The sequence below is a fragment of the Streptomyces sp. NPDC001858 genome, from assembly GCF_053594615.1.
The window spans coordinates 143,809-161,172 of sequence record NZ_JBSFEV010000002.1 but is presented as its reverse complement, the minus strand read 5'-3'; the positions used below and the strand labels follow the sequence as shown (position 1 = coordinate 161,172).

Genomic DNA, 17,364 nt, shown 5'->3' with positions numbered 1-17,364 from the left:
GGTCGCGTGTCAGACGACCGGCTTTCCGGTGAGTTCCACGCCCGCCGCGCGCAGTTCCTCCAGGGCGCGGTCGGTGCTCTCCTCGGCGACTCCGGCGGTGAGGTCGAGCAGGACCTGGGTGCGGAAGCCCTCGCGGGCCGCGTCCAGGGCGGTGGCCCGCACGCAGTGGTCGGTGGCGATGCCGACGACGTCGACCTCGTCGATTCTGCGGGCGCGCAGCCAGTCGCCCAGTGCGACGCCGTTCTCGTCGGCGCCCTCGAAGCCGCTGTAGGCGGCGGAGTAGGCGCCCTTGTCGAAGACGGCGTCGACGGCGCCGGAGGCGACGGCCGGGGCGAAGTTGGGGTGGAAGCCGACGCCCTCGGTGCCGGCGACGCAGTGCGCGGGCCAGGAGTGGACGTAGTCGGGGTTGTCGGCGAAGTGGCCGCCGGGCGCGATGTGGTGGTCGCGGGTGGCCACCACATGCCGGTATCCGGCGGGGGCCTGCCCGATCAGCTCGGTGATGGCGGCGGCCACGTCGGCACCGCCGGTCACCGCGAGACTGCCCCCCTCGCAGAAGTCGTTCTGCACGTCTACGACGATCAAGGCGCGGCGCATGGTCGGTGTCCTTCGACTGAGGATGAAGTAATTGAGCCTAGAGACTTTGTCGGCGCTGCGGGAGGGGGCCCGGCGGAACGGGCCCTGAGGAGAGGGCCCGGCGGACGGGCCTACTCCGTGGCGTATTCCGTCGGGATGACGGGTTCGCCGCGGGAGAGCTGGGTCGCGGAGAGCGGGAGGCGGGCGCGGGCGGCCGTGTGGCGGTCGCGGGCGACGTCGAGGGGCTCGCGGGCGACGACCTCGCCGCCCTTGATCAGTTCGACGAGGAGTTGGTGGTCGGCCAGTGCGGCGGGGACCGGTCCGGTGCCGACGACCTCGGCCTGGGCTACGCCCTGTGCGTCGGGCCGGCGGGCCGCCCACTTGCGGCCGCCGACGGAGGTCTTGCCGCCGGACGCCTTCTTCGCCACCGGGACCAGCGGGGCCTTGAGGTCGGCGGACTCGGCGCGGGCGACCAGTTTGTAGACCATCGAGCAGGTGGGGTGTCCGGAGCCGGTGACCAGCTGGGTGCCGACGCCGTACGCGTCGACGGGGGCCGCGGCGAGCGAGGCGATGGCGTACTCGTCGAGGTCGGAGGTGACGATGATCCGGGTGTCCCGCGCGCCCAGCTCGTCGAGCTGCCGGCGGACCCGGTGGGCCACGAGCAGCAGGTCGCCGGAGTCGATGCGGACCGCGCCGAGCTCGGGCCCGGCGACCTCCACCGCCATGCGGACGGCTTCGGCGACGTCGTAGGTGTCCACGAGCAGGGTGGTGCCGCGGCCGAGCGAGTTCACCTGGGCCTGGAAGGCGTCGCGCTCGGTGTCGTGCAGCAGGGTGAAGGCGTGGGCGCTGGTGCCCACGGTGGGTATGCCGTAGCGGAAGCCGGCGGCCAGGTCGGAGGTGGTGGCGAAGCCGCCGACGTAGGCGGCGCGGGAGGCGGCGACCGCGGCGAGTTCGTGGGTGCGGCGGGCGCCCATCTCGATCAGGGGCCGCTCGCCGGCCGCGGAGGACATGCGGGAGGCGGCGGCCGCGATGGCGGAGTCGTGGTTGAGGATGGAGAGGATCACGGTCTCCAGGAGCACGCATTCGGCGAAGGAGCCCTCGACGCGCATGATCGGCGAGCCCGGGAAGTAGACCTCGCCCTCCGGGTAGCCCCAGACGTCACCCGAGAAGCGGTATCCGGCGAGCCAGTCCAGGGTCTGTGCGTCGACGATGTCGCGCTCGCGCAGGAAGCCGAGGACGGCCGCGTCGAAGCGGAAGTTCTCGACGGCGTCCAGGACGCGCCCGGTGCCGGCGACGACTCCGTAGCGCCTGCCGTCCGGCAACCGCCGGGTGAAGACCTCGAACACGCTGCGCCGCTCGGCCGTGCCCGCTTTGAGGGCGGCCTGCAGCATCGTCAGCTCGTACTGGTCCGTGAAGAGCGCGGTAGAGGGAACGTCCACCGGGAGCCCAAGGTCCGCCACGTCCACGAAAGCACTCCTAGCCCTGTATCTCCGGGTGCCCCCGACGTCGGCCGGGGGTCCGGGGGTTGTCCCCCGGTGTATGCAGCATGGCAAGCATCGTACCCCCATTTCGTCAGTGTGACGATTTCCGGGATGCGTGGCAGCATGGGCCATGTGACGTCACCCGCTCCCCTTGAGATCGAACGCACCGAGTCGGCGGAGGAGGTCTTCGCCGTCCCCGAGCCGGACGTCCCGTGGGTCACGATCGTCCACAACGACCCGGTCAACCTCATGAGCTACGTGACCTATGTCTTCCAGTCGTACTTCGGGTACACCAAGGACAAGGCCACCAAGCTCATGATGGACGTCCACCACAAGGGCCGGGCGGTCGTCTCCAGCGGCTCTCGCGAGGAGATGGAACGCGACGTGCAGGCCATGCACGGCTACGGCCTGTGGGCCACCCTCCAGCAGGACCGGAAATAGACCGGAAGCAGACCGGAAGCAGACCGGAGTAAACGACCTCACTGATGCCTGGACAATTCGAACCGATCCCCGGCGGCGGCGCGGCCGTCGCACTCGACGACGTCGAGATCTCGATCATCCGGTCGCTGGCCGTGCAGCTCCTGGAGCTCATCGGCCCCGGCCCCGCCGAGGACGCCTCCGACGACCCGCTCGCCGAGCTCTTCGCCGAGGGGCCGAGCGAGCCGCCCGCCGACCCGGTGCTGCGGCGCCTGTTCCCGGACGCCTACACCGACCCGGAGGGCTCCTCGGGTCCGAAGCAGGCGGACGAGCAGAAGGCATACTCGGCCGAGTTCCGCCGCTTCACCGAGAACGATCTGCGGGCCGGCAAGCGGGAGAACGCCCTCGCGATGGTCCGCTCACTGGACGCGCTGGCCTCCGAGGCGGCCGGCGAGGGCGGGGCGGTGCTGAAGCTGTCCCCGGCGGAGTCCCAGCGGTGGCTGCGCGCGCTGAACGACCTGCGGCTGGCGATCGGCTCCCGGCTGGAGATCACCGAGGAGGACGACACCGACCTCCTGTACCGGCTGCCGGACGACGACCCGCGCAAGCCGATGGTGATGGCGTATCTGTGGCTGGGCGGGCTCCAGGAGACCCTTGTGGCGACCCTTTTGCCGTAGTTCGCGCTAATTCGCCGATCGCGCTGTTCGCTCAGCGGACACTCAAATCCGGATAACGATCGCATTACCTCCCCGGCCGGTTATGCCGCCCGGGGATGCGTTTTGTCCGCTTCTTCCTATGGTGTGCGCCACATGTTCCGCCGGTGATCAATGTTGCGGGCGTGATAAATCTTCACGACCACCCGGCGGACGCCACCCATGTCCCGCCGGGTGCGCCGTGTGGCCGACGGACCGTCGGCCGGGCAGCTCCTGTACCCGGGGGGATTCGGAGAAAGGCGCACCACACACATGACCTCCGCTCAGGTCGACACGGAACACAACGGCGCGGACGGCAACGGCCCGGACCGGACGCCCGAAGAGGGATACGAGCGCGGGCTCGGCAGCCGCCAGGTCCAGATGATCGCGATCGGCGGCGCCATCGGCGTCGGCCTCTTCCTGGGCGCCGGGGCGAACATCGCCAAGGCCGGTCCCAGCCTCATCCTGATGTACGCGCTCGCGGGCGCGATCGTCTTCTTCATCATGCGGGCGCTCGGCGAGCTGCTGCTCTACCGGCCCGTCTCGGGTTCGTTCGCGGAGTACTCCCGTGAATTCCTCGGCCCGTTCTTCGGCTACTTCACCGGCTGGACGTACTGGCTGATGTGGGTCGTCACCGGTATGGCCGAGCTGACGGCCGCCGCGATCTACGTCAACTACTGGTTCCCGGCCGTCCCCCAGTGGGTGACCGCGCTGGTCTTCCTGGTGATCCTCTTCGGGGTCAACCTGATCTCCGTGAAGCTCTTCGGCGAGCTCGAGTTCTGGTTCTCGATGGTCAAGGTCACCGCGCTGATCGGCATGATCGTGATCGGCCTGGGCGTGCTGACCTTCGGTTTCAGCAGCGCCGGCGACACGGCCGCGGTCTCGAACCTGTGGGAGTTCGACGGCTTCTTCCCCAAGGGCGTCGGCTCGTCGCTGATGACGCTGCAGGGCGTGATGTTCGCCTACCTCGCGGTCGAGCTGGTCGGTGTGACGGCCGGTGAGTCGGAGAACCCGGAGAAGACCCTCCCCAAGGCGATCAACACGCTTCCCTGGCGGATCGCGCTGTTCTACGTCGGCGCGCTCACCGTCATCCTGTGCGTGGTGAAGTGGACCGAGTTCGCGCCGGGCGTCTCGCCGTTCGTGGCGGCCTTCGCGAAGATCGGCATCCCGGCGGGCGCCGGCATCGTCAACTTCGTCGTGCTGACCGCGGCCCTGTCCTCCTGCAACTCGGGCATGTACTCCACGGGCCGCATGCTGCGGAACCTGGCCGACAGCGGTGAGGCCCCCGCGGTCTTCCGCAAGCTGTCGTCGACGAAGACCCCTGCTTTCGGCATCGCGGTCTCGGTCGCCTTCATGGGCATCGGCGTGGTCCTGAACTACATCGTCCCGGAGAAGGCCTTCGGCTATGTGACCTCGGTGGCCACCGCGGCCGGCATCTGGACCTGGCTGATGATCCTGATCAGCCACGTCCTGTACCGCCGCGCGGTCGTCGCGGGCCGGCTGCCCGCGTCGAGCTTCCCCGCCCCGGGCGGTTCGGCGTTCAGCTGGGTGGCCATCGCGTTCCTGCTCTTCGTGACCTGCCTGATCGCGTACGACGCCGACTCGCGCGTCTGCCTCTATGTCATGGCGGGCTGGGCTGCCGCCCTCGGCATCGGCTGGAAGATCCTCAAGGGCCGCAACCCGCAGATCGCCGACCGGCACGAGCGGGAACCGGCGAAGCTCGGCTAGCCGCTCGGCCGGCTGCGCCGCGCTGTGCCACGATGCGCCGTCGCTCGTCTGCGGCGCCATCGTGGCCGGTCGCGCAGTTCCCCGCGCCCCTTCAGGGCGCTGCCGAAGCGCGGTCGGCTTCGTCCGCGGGATGCGCCGCGATGGGCCGTCGCTCGGCTGCAGCGCCGTCGTGGCCGGTCGCGCAGTTCCCCGCGCCCCTTCAGGGCGCTGCCGCACCGCGGGCGACTTCGTCCGCCGGATGCGCCGCGATGGGCCGTCGCTCGGCTGCGGCGCCATCGTGGCCGGTCGCGCAGTTCCCCGCGCCCCTATAAGGGCGCTGCCGCACCGCGGGCGACTTCGTCCGCCGGATGCGCCACGATGGGCCGTCGCTCGACTACAGCGCCATCGTGGCCGGTCGCGCAGTTCCCCGCGCCCCTAAAGGGCGCTGCCGAAGCGGGGTCGGCTTCGCTCCGGGGCGCGGGGCGGGCTGTTTATCCTGGCGGGCATGCTGACCATTACCCAGGAGCTCGTCGACAAGATCGTCGCGCATGCGCGCAAGGACCACCCCGACGAGGCGTGCGGCGTCGTCGCGGGGCCGGAGGGCGCGGACCGCCCCGAGCGCTTCATCCCGATGCTGAACGCGGCCATGTCGCCCACGTTCTACGAGTTCGACTCCGGTGACCTGCTGAAGCTCTACCGCGAGCTGGACGACCGCGACGAGGAGCCGGTGATCATCTACCACTCCCACACGGCCACCGAGGCCTACCCGTCCCGCACGGACATCTCCTACGCGAACGAGCCGGGCGCGCACTACGTCCTGGTGTCGACGGCCGACACCGACGGCGGCGGCGAGTTCCAGTTCCGCTCGTTCCGCATCGTGGACGCGGTGGTCACGGAGGAAGACGTCCAGGTCGTCGAGGCTTACTGAGCAGCAGCACAGGCGCCTGCCCTCGGGTCCGCCGCGCTCAGGCCGCTGCCTTTCGCAGCAGGGCTCGGATGGGGCGCCAGAGTTCCGGTACGACCGTCACGTCGAGGGGGACGGCGTTGTCGGGGGCGGTGCGCCATATGAGGCCGTCCGGGTGGTGGAGGACGGCCGTGATCTCGTCGGGGGTCGGCGGAGCGGCGTTGCCGCGCAGGTAGACGGCGCGCAGGCCCAGGTTGCGGAGCCGGGTCAGGGCTCGGGCCCGGTTCTGGGCGTGGACGAGCACGCGGACGTCCGCCAGGGGCCCTGGGAGGCCCTCTCGGGCGGTGGGGCTGGGCAGGTTGACCGCCACCACCACCATGCCGTCGGGCAGCTTGCAGAAGCCTCCTGCGGCCATGCGGTCACACCCCCGTGCGAGTCGGCGTCAATAAGAGAATCACAGGAGGCACCTAAACACGATCGGCGGCAACCCGCCAGGGGGCTGCCGCCGATGCGCCTTTGACCTGCAACGATGTCGGCTACTTCGCCGACGGACCGACCTTCACCTGGATCGTGGAGCCGTTCAGGGCCTCCTTGACGATCTTGATCGAGGTGTTGGTGTCAGTGACCTTGACGCCCGCGAGCGGGGTCAGCGGGTCGGAGTACGTCGACTTTCCGTCGTCGAAGACGCCGACGCCCGGACGGGACTTGACCTTGACCGCGACATCGGCCTTGTGGACCGTGATCGCGTCCGTGCGGTACAGGCTGAAGGGCGAGTCGTAGCTCTGCAGCCGGGCGTTCATCGCGGTGCCGTTCGCCCACTTCAGCGCGGTGGGGTGCGAGTCGATCGGGAGGATCAGGCCCTCACCCGGGTGCTGGCTGGTGTTGTCGTCCGCCTGGGAGGTGTCCCACTTCCAGATCAGCAGGCCGTTCTGGTACGGGTAGTGCTCGACCCAGTCGGGGCGCGTCGTCGAGAAGCCGAAGTTGTACGGGCCGACCTTGAGGGTCTTGTCGTACGACACGTACTGGCGGTTCTCGGCGATGTAGTACTGCGCGTAGTCGTCCGTGATGGACGCGCCGATGCGGGAGAACCCGCTCGCCGTCCAGGCCGCGTCCGCGCTCTCCGCGTTGTCGGAGAACAGCGTCGCGCCGTCCGCCGTCACGGTGATCTCGTCGGCCGTGAAGCCCTTCTGGGCCACGCCGCCGTCGGTGGCGTAGCGGAAGCGCAGGCTGATCTGCTGGCCCGCGTAGGCGTCCAGCGGGAACGTCAGCTTCTGGTGGGCGTCGACCGTGCCGGTGAGGGCCGGCTTGCCGCTGCCGTCCCGCGGGATCGCGCTGCCGTCGGGCAGCGTGCCGTCGATCGGCGTGTAGTTCGCGCCGCCGTCGGTGGAGACCTCGGTGTACAGGTAGTCGTAGTCCTGCTCGATGTCCCACCAGCCGTCGAGGGTCAGCGACGCCGAGGTCTTGCCGGTCAGGTCGACCGTGCGGGTCAGGGTGTTGCGCAGGTTGTCGCCGCTGGCGCTCCACCACTGCGTGGCGCCCTCGGCCGGGGCGACCACCTCGGTGGTGACCTCCTTCTCCGGCAGCTGGACCACGAGGGCCTGGGCGTTCTTGGTGTTGTACTCCGCGACGCCGAGCGTGTGGGTGGACTTCACGCCGGCCTTGGCGACGTCGTAGTCCAGCCAGCCCAGTTGCAGCTTGTCCCAGGCGTTCATGTCGCCGGGCAGGTCGCCGATGGTCTGCTTGCCGGTGCCGAGCCAGGAGCCGGACGACATCAGCGTCCAGAAGCCGGTGGAGTTCTCGCCGCCGCCGGAGGTGTCGTACTCGTCCGGCAGACCGAGGTCGTGGCCGTACTCGTGGGCGTAGACGCCGAGTCCGCCGTTCTCCGGCTGGATGGTGTAGTCGCCGACCCAGATGCCGGTGTCGCCGACCTGGGCGCCGCCGAGCCTGTTGCCGTCCGGGCCGGTGGAGCCGGCGTCGGTGCCGAAGGCGTACCAGCGGTGGGCCCAGATGGCGTCCGCGCCCTGGGCGCCGCCGCCCGCGGACTCGTCCTCGCCGGCGTGCACGATCTGGAAGTGGTCGATGTAGCCGTCGGACTCGTTGAAGTCGCCGTCGCCGTCGAAGTCGTAGCGGTCCCACTGGTCGAACTCGGCCAGCTCGGCCTTGATCTCGGCGGCGGTGGCGCCGGCCGCCTCGCGCTCGGCGACCCAGGCGTTGACACCGTCCTGGACCGCGTACCAGGCGCCGGTGGAGGCGTCGTTGGAGCCGTAACGGGCCTCGTTGTAGGGGACCTTGACCCAGTCGGTCACCTCGCCCTCGACCGAGTAGCGGCCCGAGGACTGCTTCTCGTAGTACTTCTTCAGCGACTCGGTGTTCTTGCCGGTGCCGAAGTACAGGTCCTGGAAGTGCTTCTGGTTGTAGTCCGCCTGCCAGGCCGTGGTGTTGTTCGTGGCACGGTCCGGCTCGGCTATCTCGTTGTGCAGCGGGCCGACGGTGCCGCCGTAGCGGGGGTCGACCTGGTCGCCGAACTCGACGAGAATCGTGAAGATCTTGTCGGTCTTCTCGCGGCCGAGCTCGACGTACTTGCTGTCGCCCTTGCGGCTGGCGAGCTGGACGACCTTGGAGCCGTCCCGGTCCTTGACCGTGGCCTCGCCGGATATGACCTGCTTGAGGGCCTCCTCGCGCTGAGCTTCCTGGGTCTTGCTGAGCGGCCCGTCGAAGTCGTGCTCGTGGGCCTTCTCGGGCTGCGGGTCCTGCCGGTCCGCCGCCGGGGCCTTCGCCGAGCCGTTCTCGGCGGCCTGCGCCACGGCGAACGTCGTGAACGTCGCCGAGGCCGCCGCCAGGGCGACGACCGTCGCGGCCGTTCTGAACGTCCAGGTTCTACTGCTCACTTGATGTCCTCCCACGCACGCGCCCGTGCGCGCGGTAGGGGGGATTCCCGGTCTGGGAAGGTCCGCGCGCTGTTATACGCGTGTAGTCAAGTGACGCCATTTGACTACTGGTTGGGAAGAAAAGACAGACCTTGACTTGAACAAGTCAATTGCATTATCAGGACCGGCTGTTCGCATTGCGGACATATGACTGTTACATGACGGGCGCGCACACCAGTCCACCGGTTGGACGTCATGACTCCGTGCGCCCCCTGTGCACCGGCACCGTGGGTTAGGTCACGCTTACCGTTCGTTCCGCTCGGGCATGCAGCCGAATAGAGTCGAGACCGCCCCCGCTTCCGAGGACACGATTGCCATGCCTCGTCCGAACCTCGCACAGCTCACGTACGGTTCCTGCACCGTCATCCTCTCGACGCTCGCCATGCTGCTGCTGTCACAGACGAGTTCGGGCCCCGGCATCGCCGTCATCGTCGTCGCCGCGGTCGCGCTCGGCGTGCTCGTCGCCATGACGGTACCGGCGCCGAAGTCGCGGGGGACCGTCGTGGCCCGCTCCGCGGCGAAGAAGCCCGCGAGCAGGCCCGAGCCCGTCTCCGTTCCCGTCACCCCGGTCACCGTGGTCGCTGCGGTGCACGCGCCCGTGCCGGCTTCGGTCGCCTCGGCGCCCGAGCCCGTCCGGGAGCGCACGGCCCCCTGACACCCGGCCTACGTACGTACGGCCAGGGGCCGGCGCCTCCCGCGAGGCGCCGGCCCCTGGCTGTACTTGCCGTGCTTGCCGTGCTTGCCGCCGACCCGGTGCGTCAGCCGGTGCTGACCACCACCGTCTTGGCCGACTTGTCGTGCAGGCCCTGCTTGTAGGGCTTGTCGAAGTAGCTCCAGCCGCCGCAGACCGCCGTCCACAGACAGGCGCAGCAGAACGCGAACGGCACCCACAGCACCAGCGCGCGGATCAGCGAGGTCTGCGCGGAGGGCGTGGAGCCGTTGTCGAGGTTGGCCACCCGCATGCCGAGCCACTTCTTGCCCAGCGTCTGGCCGGTCCGGGCGATCAGGATCGTGTCGTACGCGACGTACAGGATCGCGGCGAGCAGCTCCCGCCCGAAGGTCTTGCCGAATTCGACGTCGTCCGTGTCCACGCTGTACTGACCGACCCCGAAGGCCCAGGCCAGCAGCGCCACCACGATGAACACCAGGATCATGTCGATGAGCCGGGCCAGCGTGCGCTTGCCGCCGTCGGCCAGCGGCGGCATCCCGGCGAGCGGGTCCGCGGGGTAACCGCCGTAGGGGCCGCCCCCGTACGGGCCGCCGCCTCCGTACGGGCCGCCACCGGGCGAACCGCCGCCGCCGTACGGATCCTCCGGTCCCTGCGGGCCGTGCGGGGTGTCGTACGGCGAGCCCTGCTCGTGCGGGGGCTGCGGCTGCTCGTGCGGCGGCCGCTTCCTGAACGGGTCGTCCTCCGGCGGCTCGCCGCCGCCGGAGCCGGGGGGCGGTTCGGTGGTCATGCCCCCGAGTCGACCGCGAACCCCCCGGCTCCGCATCCGGCGAGCGGCCGTCCGGGGGACGCGCCGTCAGACGTCAGACGTCAGGCGGGCGTCAGACGTCAGCCGGCGACGAAGGTGTGCGCCGCCTTGTCGTGCCAGCACTGCCGCCACGGCTTGTCGAACAGGCCCCAGACGACGCCCACGACACCGACGACGAGCAGACCGGGCACGCTGTAGACGAGCCAGCGGCGCAGGGCCGCCCCGAACGACGGGGGCGAACCGCCCTCGATGTCCCGCACCTCCAGCCCGAGCAGCTTCTTGCCCAGCGTGCGGCCCCACTTGGCGGTCGGCAGCGCCTCGTACACCACCCCGAACACCAGCAGGACGGCGAGGACGATGCCCAGGTACACCGCCGTCGTGCCGTCGAGCAGCCAGACGGTGACGGTCTCGCCGGTGAGCTTGGCCGCGTCGATCTTGTCGTTGACGTGGTCGAGGGCCTTCAGACCGAGCGGCACGGCGGCGGCGCCCGTGACGGCCGCGAGGACGAGCGTGTCGACGAGCCGGGCCGTGAACCGCCTGCCGAGACCGGCGGGACGGGCCTCGGACTGCCGCCGCGCGGCCGCCTGGAAGATGTCCTCGACCGGCGGCTTCCACGGTGCGACGGGCCCGTCCTCGCCGGCGAGCCGATGCACCTGCTGCGCCCACGAGGGCTGCCCGCCGCCGGCGCCGGGGAGCATCGGCGCGGCGGACTGCGGCTGGGGCTGGGGCTGCGGCTGGGGCTGCGTGGGAATCGGGGCGACCTGCTGGGCGGCGGCGGCCGGGAAGGCCGCGGGGCCCTGCGGGGCGGGGACGGCCGCCGCCTGGGCGGCCGCGGCGCGGTCGGCGGCGGCCTTGCCCGCGCCGAAGCCGGGCTTGGCGGAGGCGGCCGGCGTCGCCGGGGGCGCGGCCGGAGCCGTCGTCGGGCCCTGGGTCCCGGGGGCGAAGGCCCCGCCCTGGGCCGGCGTGCCCCCGGGGGACGCGCCGGGCGCGCCGTCCTGGTGGCCCGTGCGCGGGGCCGGCGCACGGAAGGTGACGGTGCCCTCGTCGGGGACGGGGCCGGCGGGACCGGAGGGGGCCGCGCCCGAGCCCTCGGCGCCCGCGGTCGGCCGGCGGAAGACGAACGTGCCCCCGGAGACCACGTCCCCGGCGCCGTCGGCCGGCTCGGCGGGCGGGATCGTCGTCATGCCGTCCGTGCTCGTCGACCGGCCCTCGGGCTGGGCCGGGGCGGGCACCCTCGGGTCGGCGGCCGGCGGGGAGCCCCAGGAGACCCGGCGGTCCTGGTCGCCGCCGAAGCCGGACTGGCGGGAGCGGTCGGCGCCCCACGCGGAGGCGGGCTCGGGGCCGCCGCCGTAGGGGTCGGCCGGAGCCGCGGCCGGGTCCTCGTCGAAGAAGTGCGGGCCGGTCTCCTCCACGGAGGCCGCGGGCCCGCCGCCGGGCGGGGGCGTGAGCGGCCGGCCGTCGGACGGCGCCGGCCGGCTGGTGCCCGGTACCCAGGCGGCACCGTTCCAGTACCGGACGTATCCAGGGATGGACGGGTCCGGGTAATACCCTTCGCGGGGCCGGTCGTCGCCGGGGGCCGGGGTTGGGGCGCTCATGTCCGTCGTCCCGTATCTGCTCGGGGGTGGGATGGGGGGCTCCACATCTATCAGACCGACGCAAGCCGCACCGCCAGTCCTGCCGTACCCGCTCGTTTCCGGGCAACCCCGTGCAGGCTCTTCACACGTTCGGAACCGGACCCTGTCCTCCGTCGGCGCCCGGGGAGGAGAACGCGCGGAAAAAAAGTTCTCCGAACCCGCGTAATGGTTCCGGCTCCACTCGCTCTCCACTCGTACGGGCCCACCCGCGGGCCCGTGCGAGGCCCGTCTCGAGAGGAGAACCGACATGCATCACACGGTGGTGGAACGCGAACTGGAGCTCAGGCTCATCCTGTCGCCGGAGCGCAGCATCCCGGTCCCGGCCCGGCTCAGCTTCCGCAGCGACGACCCCTTCGCCGTGCTCGTCGCCTTCCACATCAACTCCGAACAGCCCGTCAACTGGACGTTCGCCCGTGAACTGCTGGTGGAGGGCGTGTTCCGGCCGTGCGGGCACGGGGACGTGCGGGTGTGGCCGACGAAGGCGGACGGGCGCAGCGTGGTGCTGATGGCGCTGAGCTCGCCCGACGGCGACGCCCTGCTCCAGGCGCCCGCGGCGCAGGTCTCGGCCTGGCTGGAGCGGACGCTGCGAGTGGTGCCGCCGGGCACCGAGGCCGATCAGCTCGGCATCGACGACGGTCTGGCGGAGCTGCTCGCCGCGACGCCCGCGGAGGACCTGTGGCTCTCCGACCCGTGGCCGGGGGACGGCTCGCGGGACGGAGAGTGAACGAGGGAGCGCGATCGAGGGAGAGGGATCGAGGGTGGGCGATCGAGGGTGGGCGATCAGAACAGTTTGCCCGGGTTGAGGATGCCCAGCGGGTCGAAGGCCGCCTTCACGGCCCGCTGCATCTCCACCCCGACGGGGCCGATCTCGCGCGCCAGCCACTCCTTCTTCAGCACGCCCACGCCGTGCTCGCCGGTGATGGTGCCGCCGAGTTCGAGGCCGAGGCCCATGATCTCGTCGAAGGACTCGCGGGCGCGCCGGCACTCGTCGGGGTCCTGCGCGTCGAAGCAGACCGTCGGGTGGGTGTTGCCGTCGCCCGCGTGGGCGACGACCCCGATGGTCAACTCGTGCTTGTGCGCGATGCGTTCGACGCCCTCGATCAGCTCGCCGAGTCTCGACCGGGGCACGCACACGTCGTCGATCATCGTCGTGCCCTTGACGGCGTCCAGGGCGACCAGCGCCGACCGCCGTGCCTGGAGCAGCAGTTCGGACTCGGCGAAGTCGTCGGCGGGCACGACCTGGGTGGCGCCGGCCGCCTCGCACAGCGCGCCGACGGCGGCGAGGTCGGCGGCCGGGTCGGGGGTGTCGAAGGCCGCCAGCAGCAAGGCCTCGGTGGACTCCGGAAGTCCCATGCGGGAGAGGTCGTTGACGGCTCTCACGGTCGTACGGTCCATGAGTTCGAGGAGGGACGGGACGTGCCCGCCCGCCATGATCCGGCACACGGCGTCGCACGCGGCGGCTGCGGAGGCGAACTCGGCCGCCAGCACCAACTGCCGCGGCGGCTGCGGCCGCAGCGCCAGGATCGCCCGGACGACGACGCCCAGCGAGCCCTCGGAGCCCACGAACAGCCGGGTGAGGTCGTACCCGGCGACGCCCTTGGCGGTGCGGCGGCCGGTGGTCATCAGCCGGCCGTCGGCGAGGACGACGTCCAGGCCGAGGACGTACTCGGCCGTCACCCCGTACTTCACGCAGCACAGGCCGCCCGAGGCGGTGCCGATGTTGCCGCCGATCGTGCACGTCTCCCAGCTGGAGGGGTCCGGCGGGTAGTACAGGCCGAGTTCGCCGACCGCCCGGGAGAGGGCCGCGTTGACGACGCCCGGCTCGACGACGGCGATGCGGTCGACCGGGTTGATCTCCAGGATGCGGTCCATCTTGACGAGGGAGAGGACGATGCAGCCCTCGGAGGCGTTGGCGCCGCCGGACAGGCCCGTGCGGGCGCCCTGCGGAACGACCGGGACGCGCAGTGCGGTCGCTGTGCGCATGACGTGCTGGACCTCTTCGGCCGTGCGCGGCAGGACGACCACGGCCGGGGCGCCGGCCGGGCAGAAACCGGCCATGTCGTTGGCGTAGGAGAGCGTGACGTCCGGGTCGGTGAGGACGGCCTCTGCGGGCAGGCCGGTGAGCAGACGTTCTACGAGGCTACGGCTCATGATCACAGGTTCGCACCCGGGGCCATCGGTGTGAACCCCGTCCGCCGGATGCTTCGGCTGCCGTCATACGGTCGTCGTACTGGCGCACAGTGAGCGCCATGGAGAACGACGCCATGGAGAACGAACAGCGCACCGGGAAGGCGTTCCGGCCGCGGCGGCGGCTGGTCGTCGGCTCCCTCGTGGGGTGTCTGGTGCTGGGCGGCGGGGTGCTGATGTGGCTGCCCGGCGGGGGTTCGGGGCAGCGGGCGCCCGCTCCGGCCGCGGGGGCGCAGGCGGCCACGGCGGTCCGGGCCGGGGTGCCGGCCGCGCTGTCCGACCTGGCGGTGCTGATCGACGAGCGCGAGAGCCGGGTGCGGGAGCAGCCGCGGGACGCGTGGTCCTGGGCGGTGCTGGCCGCGGCCTATGTCGAACAGGGCCGCCGCACCGCCGACGTGGCCGTCCAGTACCCCAAGGCGGAACAGGCGCTGCGGACCTCGCTGAAGGTGCGCCCCAAGCGCAACGCCGACGCCCTCGACGGGCTGGCCGCGCTGGCCAACGCGCGCCGCGACTTCCGGGCCGCGCTGAGCTGGGGCGAGGCCGCGCGCAAGCTGGCGCCGAAGCGCTGGACGACGTATCCGCAGCTCATCGACGCGTACACCGGGCTCGGCGACTACAAGAACGCCCGCCGGTCGCTCGACCGGCTGCTGGCGCTGCGCTCCGGGCCGGCCGTGCGGGCGCGGGCCGCGGGCGTCTACTGGGAGCAGGGCCGGCGCGAGGACGCCCAGGCGGCGCTGGCGGACGCGGCGGCCGGCGCCTCCACCCCCGCCGAGCAGGCGGCCTGGCTGGAGCGGGCCGGGCAGCTCGCCTGGGAGCGCGGCGAGCGGGAGGACGCGCTGCGGCACTTCCAGGAGGCGGTCCGGCTCGACCCCGACCAGCGGGCCGCGCAGGCCGGACAGGGGCGGGCGCTGGCGGCGCTGGGGCGGACCTCGGAGGCGCTGAGCGCGTACCGGGCGGCGCTCGCGAGGCAGCCACTGCCGACTTACGCGCTGGAGCTGGGCGAGCTGTACGAGTCGCTGGGGCTCACCCAGGCGGCGCAGGTGCAGTACGACCTGCTGCGGACACGCGTGCGGCAGGAGGCGGCGGGCGGGGTCGACGGGGAGCTGCTGCTCGGCCGGTTCGAGGCGGACCACGGGGACCCGGTCTCGGCGGTGCGGCGGCTGCGGGCCGAGTGGCGACGCCAGCCCGGGATCGCGGTCGCGGACGCGCTGGGCTGGGCGCTGCACCGGGCCGGCGACGACAAGGCGGCCCTGGGGTTCGCCCTGATCGCCACCGACCGGGTGCACGGCGGCGCGGTGCACAGCGCGCCGTACCTCTACCACCTGGCGATGATCGAGCGGAAGCTGGGCCGGGACGGGCCGGCCCGGCGGCATCTGCGGGAGGCGTTGCAGATCAACCCGTACTTCTCACCGCTGCTCGGCCCGGTGGCCCGGGAGGCGCTGGCGCAGCTGGGCGAGGTCCCCGAACGGCCCCTGCCGGAGTGACGCCTCCCGCCCGAGGGGCCGCTGAGCGGGTCAGGCTGCGGCGCCGTCGTGGCTGGTCGCGCCCACGCGGCGGAGCCGCAGATGTCAGCGCCCCGCGCCCCTTCAGGGCGCTGCCCCTCAGAGGTTGCCGCGCTTCTCCTGTTCGCGTTCGATCGCTTCGAACAGGGCCTTGAAGTTGCCCTTGCCGAAGCCCATCGAGCCGTGCCGTTCGATGATCTCGAAGAAGACGGTCGGGCGGTCCTGGACCGGCTTGGTGAAGATCTGCAGCAGATAGCCGTCCTCGTCGCGGTCGGCGAGGATCTTCAGCTCGCGCAGGGTCTCCACGGGGACGCGGGTGTCGCCCACCCACTCGCCGAGGGTGTCGTAGTAGGAGTCCGGGGTGTCGAGGAAGCGCACGCCGGCCGCCCGCATCGTCCGTACCGTCTGCACGATGTCGCCCGTGTTGAGCGCGATGTGCTGGACGCCGGCCCCGCCGTAGAACTCCAGGTACTCGTCGATCTGGGACTTCTTCTTGGCGATCGCGGGCTCGTTGATCGGGAACTTGACCTTGAGGGTGCCGTCCGCGACGACCTTCGACATCAGCGCGCTGTACTCGGTGGCGATGTCGTCGCCGACGAACTCCTTCATGTTCGTGAAGCCCATGACCTTGTTGTAGAAGCCGACCCATTCGTTCATCCGGCCGAGTCCGACGTTGCCGACGCAGTGGTCGATCGCCTGGAAGGTGCGGTGGGCGGGCGGCTCGACGATCGGGTCGGCGGCCGCGAACCCCGGCAGGTACGGGCCGTCGTAGCCGGAGCGGTCGACGAGGGTGTGCCGGGTCTCGCCGTAGGTGGCGATCGCGGCGAGGACGACCGTGCCGTGCTCGTCCTTCAGTTCGTAGGGCTCGGCGATCGAGCGGGCGCCGTGCTCGACGGCGTAGGCGTACGCGGCGCGCGCGTCCGGGACCTCGATGGCGAGGTCGACGACGCCGTCGCCGTGCTCGGCCACATGCTCCGCGAGGAAGTGGCCCCAGGCGGTGGCGGGCTTGACGACCGAGGTGAGGACGAACCGGGCCGAGCCGTTGGTGAGCACGTACGAGGCGGTCTCGCGGCTGCCGGTCTCCGGTCCGGAGTAGGCGACCAGCCGCATGCCGAAGGCGGTGGAGTAGTAGTGCGCCGCCTGCTTGGCGTTGCCCACGGCGAAGACGACCGCGTCCATTCCCTTCACCGGGAAGGGGTCGGCCTGCCGGGCGGTGTCGGGGGTGCGGTGTGTGGTCTGCGTCATAGCGAAAGCCTCGCTCCGGCTCGCAAGGTGCGCAACAGTTCCCGTATCGGCTGGACAATATGCTCAGTGACGCACCGGTTGCGGCGGGCTTTCTGTACAGGATGACCATCTCGGAGGCGACGCATATGGCGATCGATCAGCTGGACGGCCGGATCATCGTGCTGCTGGCACGGGAGCCGCGCCTGGGGGTGCTGGAGATGTCCCGGCGGCTGGGAGTGGCCCGGGGGACCGTGCAGGCGCGGCTCGACCGGCTTCAGTCGAACGGAGTCATCCGGGGATTCGGACCGCAGGTCGATCCGGCGGCCCTCGGCTATCCGGTCACCGCGTTCGCCACCCTCCAGATCCGGCAGGGGCAAGGGCCCGACGTACGGGCGCACTTGGGATCGGTGCCGGAGGTGCTGGAGCTGCTCACCACCACCGGCGGCGGGGACATGCTGTGCCGACTGGTGGCCCGGTCCAACGCAGATCTCCAGCGGGTCATCGACCGGGTTGTCGGCTTTGATGGGATTGTCCGGGCCTCCACCGCGATCGTGATGGAGAACCCCGTTCCGCTGCGGATCATCCCGCTGGTGGAACAGGCCGCCGAGGACGCACGGGAGTAGACCCAGTCGAACTGGTCG

The 17,364-nt window shown here is 71.3% G+C and carries 16 protein-coding genes; 8 read left to right on the top strand and 8 right to left on the bottom strand.

Going from position 1 to position 17,364, the window contains the following annotated elements; translation table 11 throughout:
• Nucleotides 1–9 precede the first annotated feature (9 nt).
• Entirely contained in the window at nt 10–594 is a 585-nt protein-coding gene (locus ACWCPF_RS03280; protein WP_451043228.1) for a nicotinamidase, read from the bottom strand.
• Nucleotides 595–704: 110 nt separating this feature from the next.
• Nucleotides 705–2,039 carry a nicotinate phosphoribosyltransferase gene (locus tag ACWCPF_RS03275; protein ID WP_451043227.1) on the bottom strand — a complete coding sequence of 445 codons (1,335 nt, stop codon included), beginning with the start codon at nt 2,037–2,039 and terminating at the stop codon, nt 705–707.
• A gap of 138 nt (nt 2,040–2,177) precedes the next feature.
• Between ACWCPF_RS03275 and clpS the strand changes: the two genes are divergently transcribed.
• The 4 genes from clpS (at nt 2,178) to ACWCPF_RS03255 (ending at nt 5,798) form a co-directional block, all read left to right on the top strand.
• A complete protein-coding gene (gene clpS / locus ACWCPF_RS03270) occupies nt 2,178–2,495 on the top strand; it encodes an ATP-dependent Clp protease adapter ClpS (protein ID WP_451043477.1) in 318 nt (105 codons plus the stop codon).
• A gap of 44 nt (nt 2,496–2,539) precedes the next feature.
• Nucleotides 2,540–3,148 (top strand): DUF2017 domain-containing protein, encoded by a 609-nt coding sequence (locus tag ACWCPF_RS03265; RefSeq protein WP_451043226.1) that lies wholly within the window; start codon nt 2,540–2,542, stop codon nt 3,146–3,148.
• A 288-nt stretch (nt 3,149–3,436) separates the two neighbouring features.
• Nucleotides 3,437–4,891, top strand: a complete 1,455-nt coding sequence (locus ACWCPF_RS03260; protein WP_451043225.1) for an amino acid permease — start codon at nt 3,437–3,439, stop codon at nt 4,889–4,891.
• Nucleotides 4,892–5,375: 484 nt separating this feature from the next.
• Entirely contained in the window at nt 5,376–5,798 is a 423-nt protein-coding gene (locus tag ACWCPF_RS03255; protein ID WP_451043224.1) for a Mov34/MPN/PAD-1 family protein, read from the top strand.
• A gap of 37 nt (nt 5,799–5,835) precedes the next feature.
• On the opposite strand, the gene ACWCPF_RS03250 is transcribed toward ACWCPF_RS03255, so the two are convergent.
• Both ACWCPF_RS03250 and ACWCPF_RS03245 read right to left on the bottom strand, forming a co-directional pair.
• On the bottom strand, nt 5,836–6,189 hold the full coding sequence (locus ACWCPF_RS03250) for a hypothetical protein (RefSeq protein WP_450945626.1): 354 nt from the start codon (nt 6,187–6,189) through the stop codon (nt 5,836–5,838).
• Between the two features lie 121 nt (nt 6,190–6,310).
• Entirely contained in the window at nt 6,311–8,662 is a 2,352-nt protein-coding gene (locus ACWCPF_RS03245; protein ID WP_451043223.1) for an immune inhibitor A domain-containing protein, read from the bottom strand.
• A 355-nt stretch (nt 8,663–9,017) separates the two neighbouring features.
• Here ACWCPF_RS03245 and ACWCPF_RS03240 point away from each other — a divergent pair, with 355 nt between their 5' ends.
• Complete coding sequence (locus ACWCPF_RS03240) at nt 9,018–9,356, top strand: hypothetical protein (RefSeq protein WP_451043222.1); 339 nt, start codon at nt 9,018–9,020, stop codon at nt 9,354–9,356.
• 103 nt (nt 9,357–9,459) lie between these two features.
• On the opposite strand, the gene ACWCPF_RS03235 is transcribed toward ACWCPF_RS03240, so the two are convergent.
• Both ACWCPF_RS03235 and ACWCPF_RS03230 read right to left on the bottom strand, forming a co-directional pair.
• Nucleotides 9,460–10,158, bottom strand: a complete 699-nt coding sequence (locus ACWCPF_RS03235; protein ID WP_451043221.1) for an RDD family protein — start codon at nt 10,156–10,158, stop codon at nt 9,460–9,462.
• 98 nt (nt 10,159–10,256) lie between these two features.
• Nucleotides 10,257–11,771: an RDD family protein gene (locus ACWCPF_RS03230; RefSeq protein WP_451043220.1), complete on the bottom strand. Its 1,515-nt coding sequence runs from the start codon at nt 11,769–11,771 to the stop codon at nt 10,257–10,259.
• A gap of 286 nt (nt 11,772–12,057) precedes the next feature.
• Here ACWCPF_RS03230 and ACWCPF_RS03225 point away from each other — a divergent pair, with 286 nt between their 5' ends.
• The gene (locus tag ACWCPF_RS03225; RefSeq protein WP_451043219.1) at nt 12,058–12,534 is read left to right on the top strand and encodes an SsgA family sporulation/cell division regulator; all 477 of its coding nucleotides are present in this window, start codon (nt 12,058–12,060) and stop codon (nt 12,532–12,534) included.
• 56 nt (nt 12,535–12,590) lie between these two features.
• Here ACWCPF_RS03225 and ACWCPF_RS03220 read toward each other — a convergent pair whose 3' ends face one another.
• Nucleotides 12,591–13,961 (bottom strand): FAD-binding oxidoreductase, encoded by a 1,371-nt coding sequence (locus ACWCPF_RS03220; RefSeq protein ID WP_451043218.1) that lies wholly within the window; start codon nt 13,959–13,961, stop codon nt 12,591–12,593.
• 98 nt (nt 13,962–14,059) lie between these two features.
• Here ACWCPF_RS03220 and ACWCPF_RS03215 point away from each other — a divergent pair, with 98 nt between their 5' ends.
• On the top strand, nt 14,060–15,481 hold the full coding sequence (locus ACWCPF_RS03215) for a tetratricopeptide repeat protein (RefSeq protein ID WP_451043217.1): 1,422 nt from the start codon (nt 14,060–14,062) through the stop codon (nt 15,479–15,481).
• Between the two features lie 117 nt (nt 15,482–15,598).
• On the opposite strand, the gene hppD is transcribed toward ACWCPF_RS03215, so the two are convergent.
• On the bottom strand, nt 15,599–16,744 hold the full coding sequence (hppD, locus tag ACWCPF_RS03210; RefSeq protein WP_451043216.1) for a 4-hydroxyphenylpyruvate dioxygenase: 1,146 nt from the start codon (nt 16,742–16,744) through the stop codon (nt 15,599–15,601).
• Between the two features lie 125 nt (nt 16,745–16,869).
• Between hppD and ACWCPF_RS03205 the strand changes: the two genes are divergently transcribed.
• Nucleotides 16,870–17,346, top strand: a complete 477-nt coding sequence (locus ACWCPF_RS03205) for an Lrp/AsnC family transcriptional regulator (protein WP_451043215.1) — start codon at nt 16,870–16,872, stop codon at nt 17,344–17,346.
• The last annotated feature ends 18 nt before the right edge of the window (nt 17,347–17,364 follow it).

Excerpts from the sequence above, each read along its gene's own strand:
- ACWCPF_RS03280 (WP_451043228.1), bottom strand. The coding sequence starts at position 594 with ATGCGCCGCGCCTTGATCGTCGTAGACGTGCAGAACGACTTCTGCGAG.
- clpS (WP_451043477.1), top strand. The coding sequence starts at position 2,178 with ATGGGCCATGTGACGTCACCCGCTCCCCTTGAGATCGAACGCACCGAG.
- ACWCPF_RS03265 (WP_451043226.1), top strand. The coding sequence starts at position 2,540 with ATGCCTGGACAATTCGAACCGATCCCCGGCGGCGGCGCGGCCGTCGCA.
- ACWCPF_RS03260 (WP_451043225.1), top strand. The coding sequence starts at position 3,437 with ATGACCTCCGCTCAGGTCGACACGGAACACAACGGCGCGGACGGCAAC.
- ACWCPF_RS03255 (WP_451043224.1), top strand. The coding sequence starts at position 5,376 with ATGCTGACCATTACCCAGGAGCTCGTCGACAAGATCGTCGCGCATGCG.
- ACWCPF_RS03250 (WP_450945626.1), bottom strand. The coding sequence starts at position 6,189 with ATGGCCGCAGGAGGCTTCTGCAAGCTGCCCGACGGCATGGTGGTGGTG.
- ACWCPF_RS03240 (WP_451043222.1), top strand. The coding sequence starts at position 9,018 with ATGCCTCGTCCGAACCTCGCACAGCTCACGTACGGTTCCTGCACCGTC.
- ACWCPF_RS03235 (WP_451043221.1), bottom strand. The coding sequence starts at position 10,158 with ATGACCACCGAACCGCCCCCCGGCTCCGGCGGCGGCGAGCCGCCGGAG.
- ACWCPF_RS03230 (WP_451043220.1), bottom strand. The coding sequence starts at position 11,771 with ATGAGCGCCCCAACCCCGGCCCCCGGCGACGACCGGCCCCGCGAAGGG.
- ACWCPF_RS03225 (WP_451043219.1), top strand. The coding sequence starts at position 12,058 with ATGCATCACACGGTGGTGGAACGCGAACTGGAGCTCAGGCTCATCCTG.
- ACWCPF_RS03220 (WP_451043218.1), bottom strand. The coding sequence starts at position 13,961 with ATGAGCCGTAGCCTCGTAGAACGTCTGCTCACCGGCCTGCCCGCAGAG.
- ACWCPF_RS03215 (WP_451043217.1), top strand. The coding sequence starts at position 14,060 with ATGGAGAACGACGCCATGGAGAACGAACAGCGCACCGGGAAGGCGTTC.
- hppD (WP_451043216.1), bottom strand. The coding sequence starts at position 16,744 with ATGACGCAGACCACACACCGCACCCCCGACACCGCCCGGCAGGCCGAC.
- ACWCPF_RS03205 (WP_451043215.1), top strand. The coding sequence starts at position 16,870 with ATGGCGATCGATCAGCTGGACGGCCGGATCATCGTGCTGCTGGCACGG.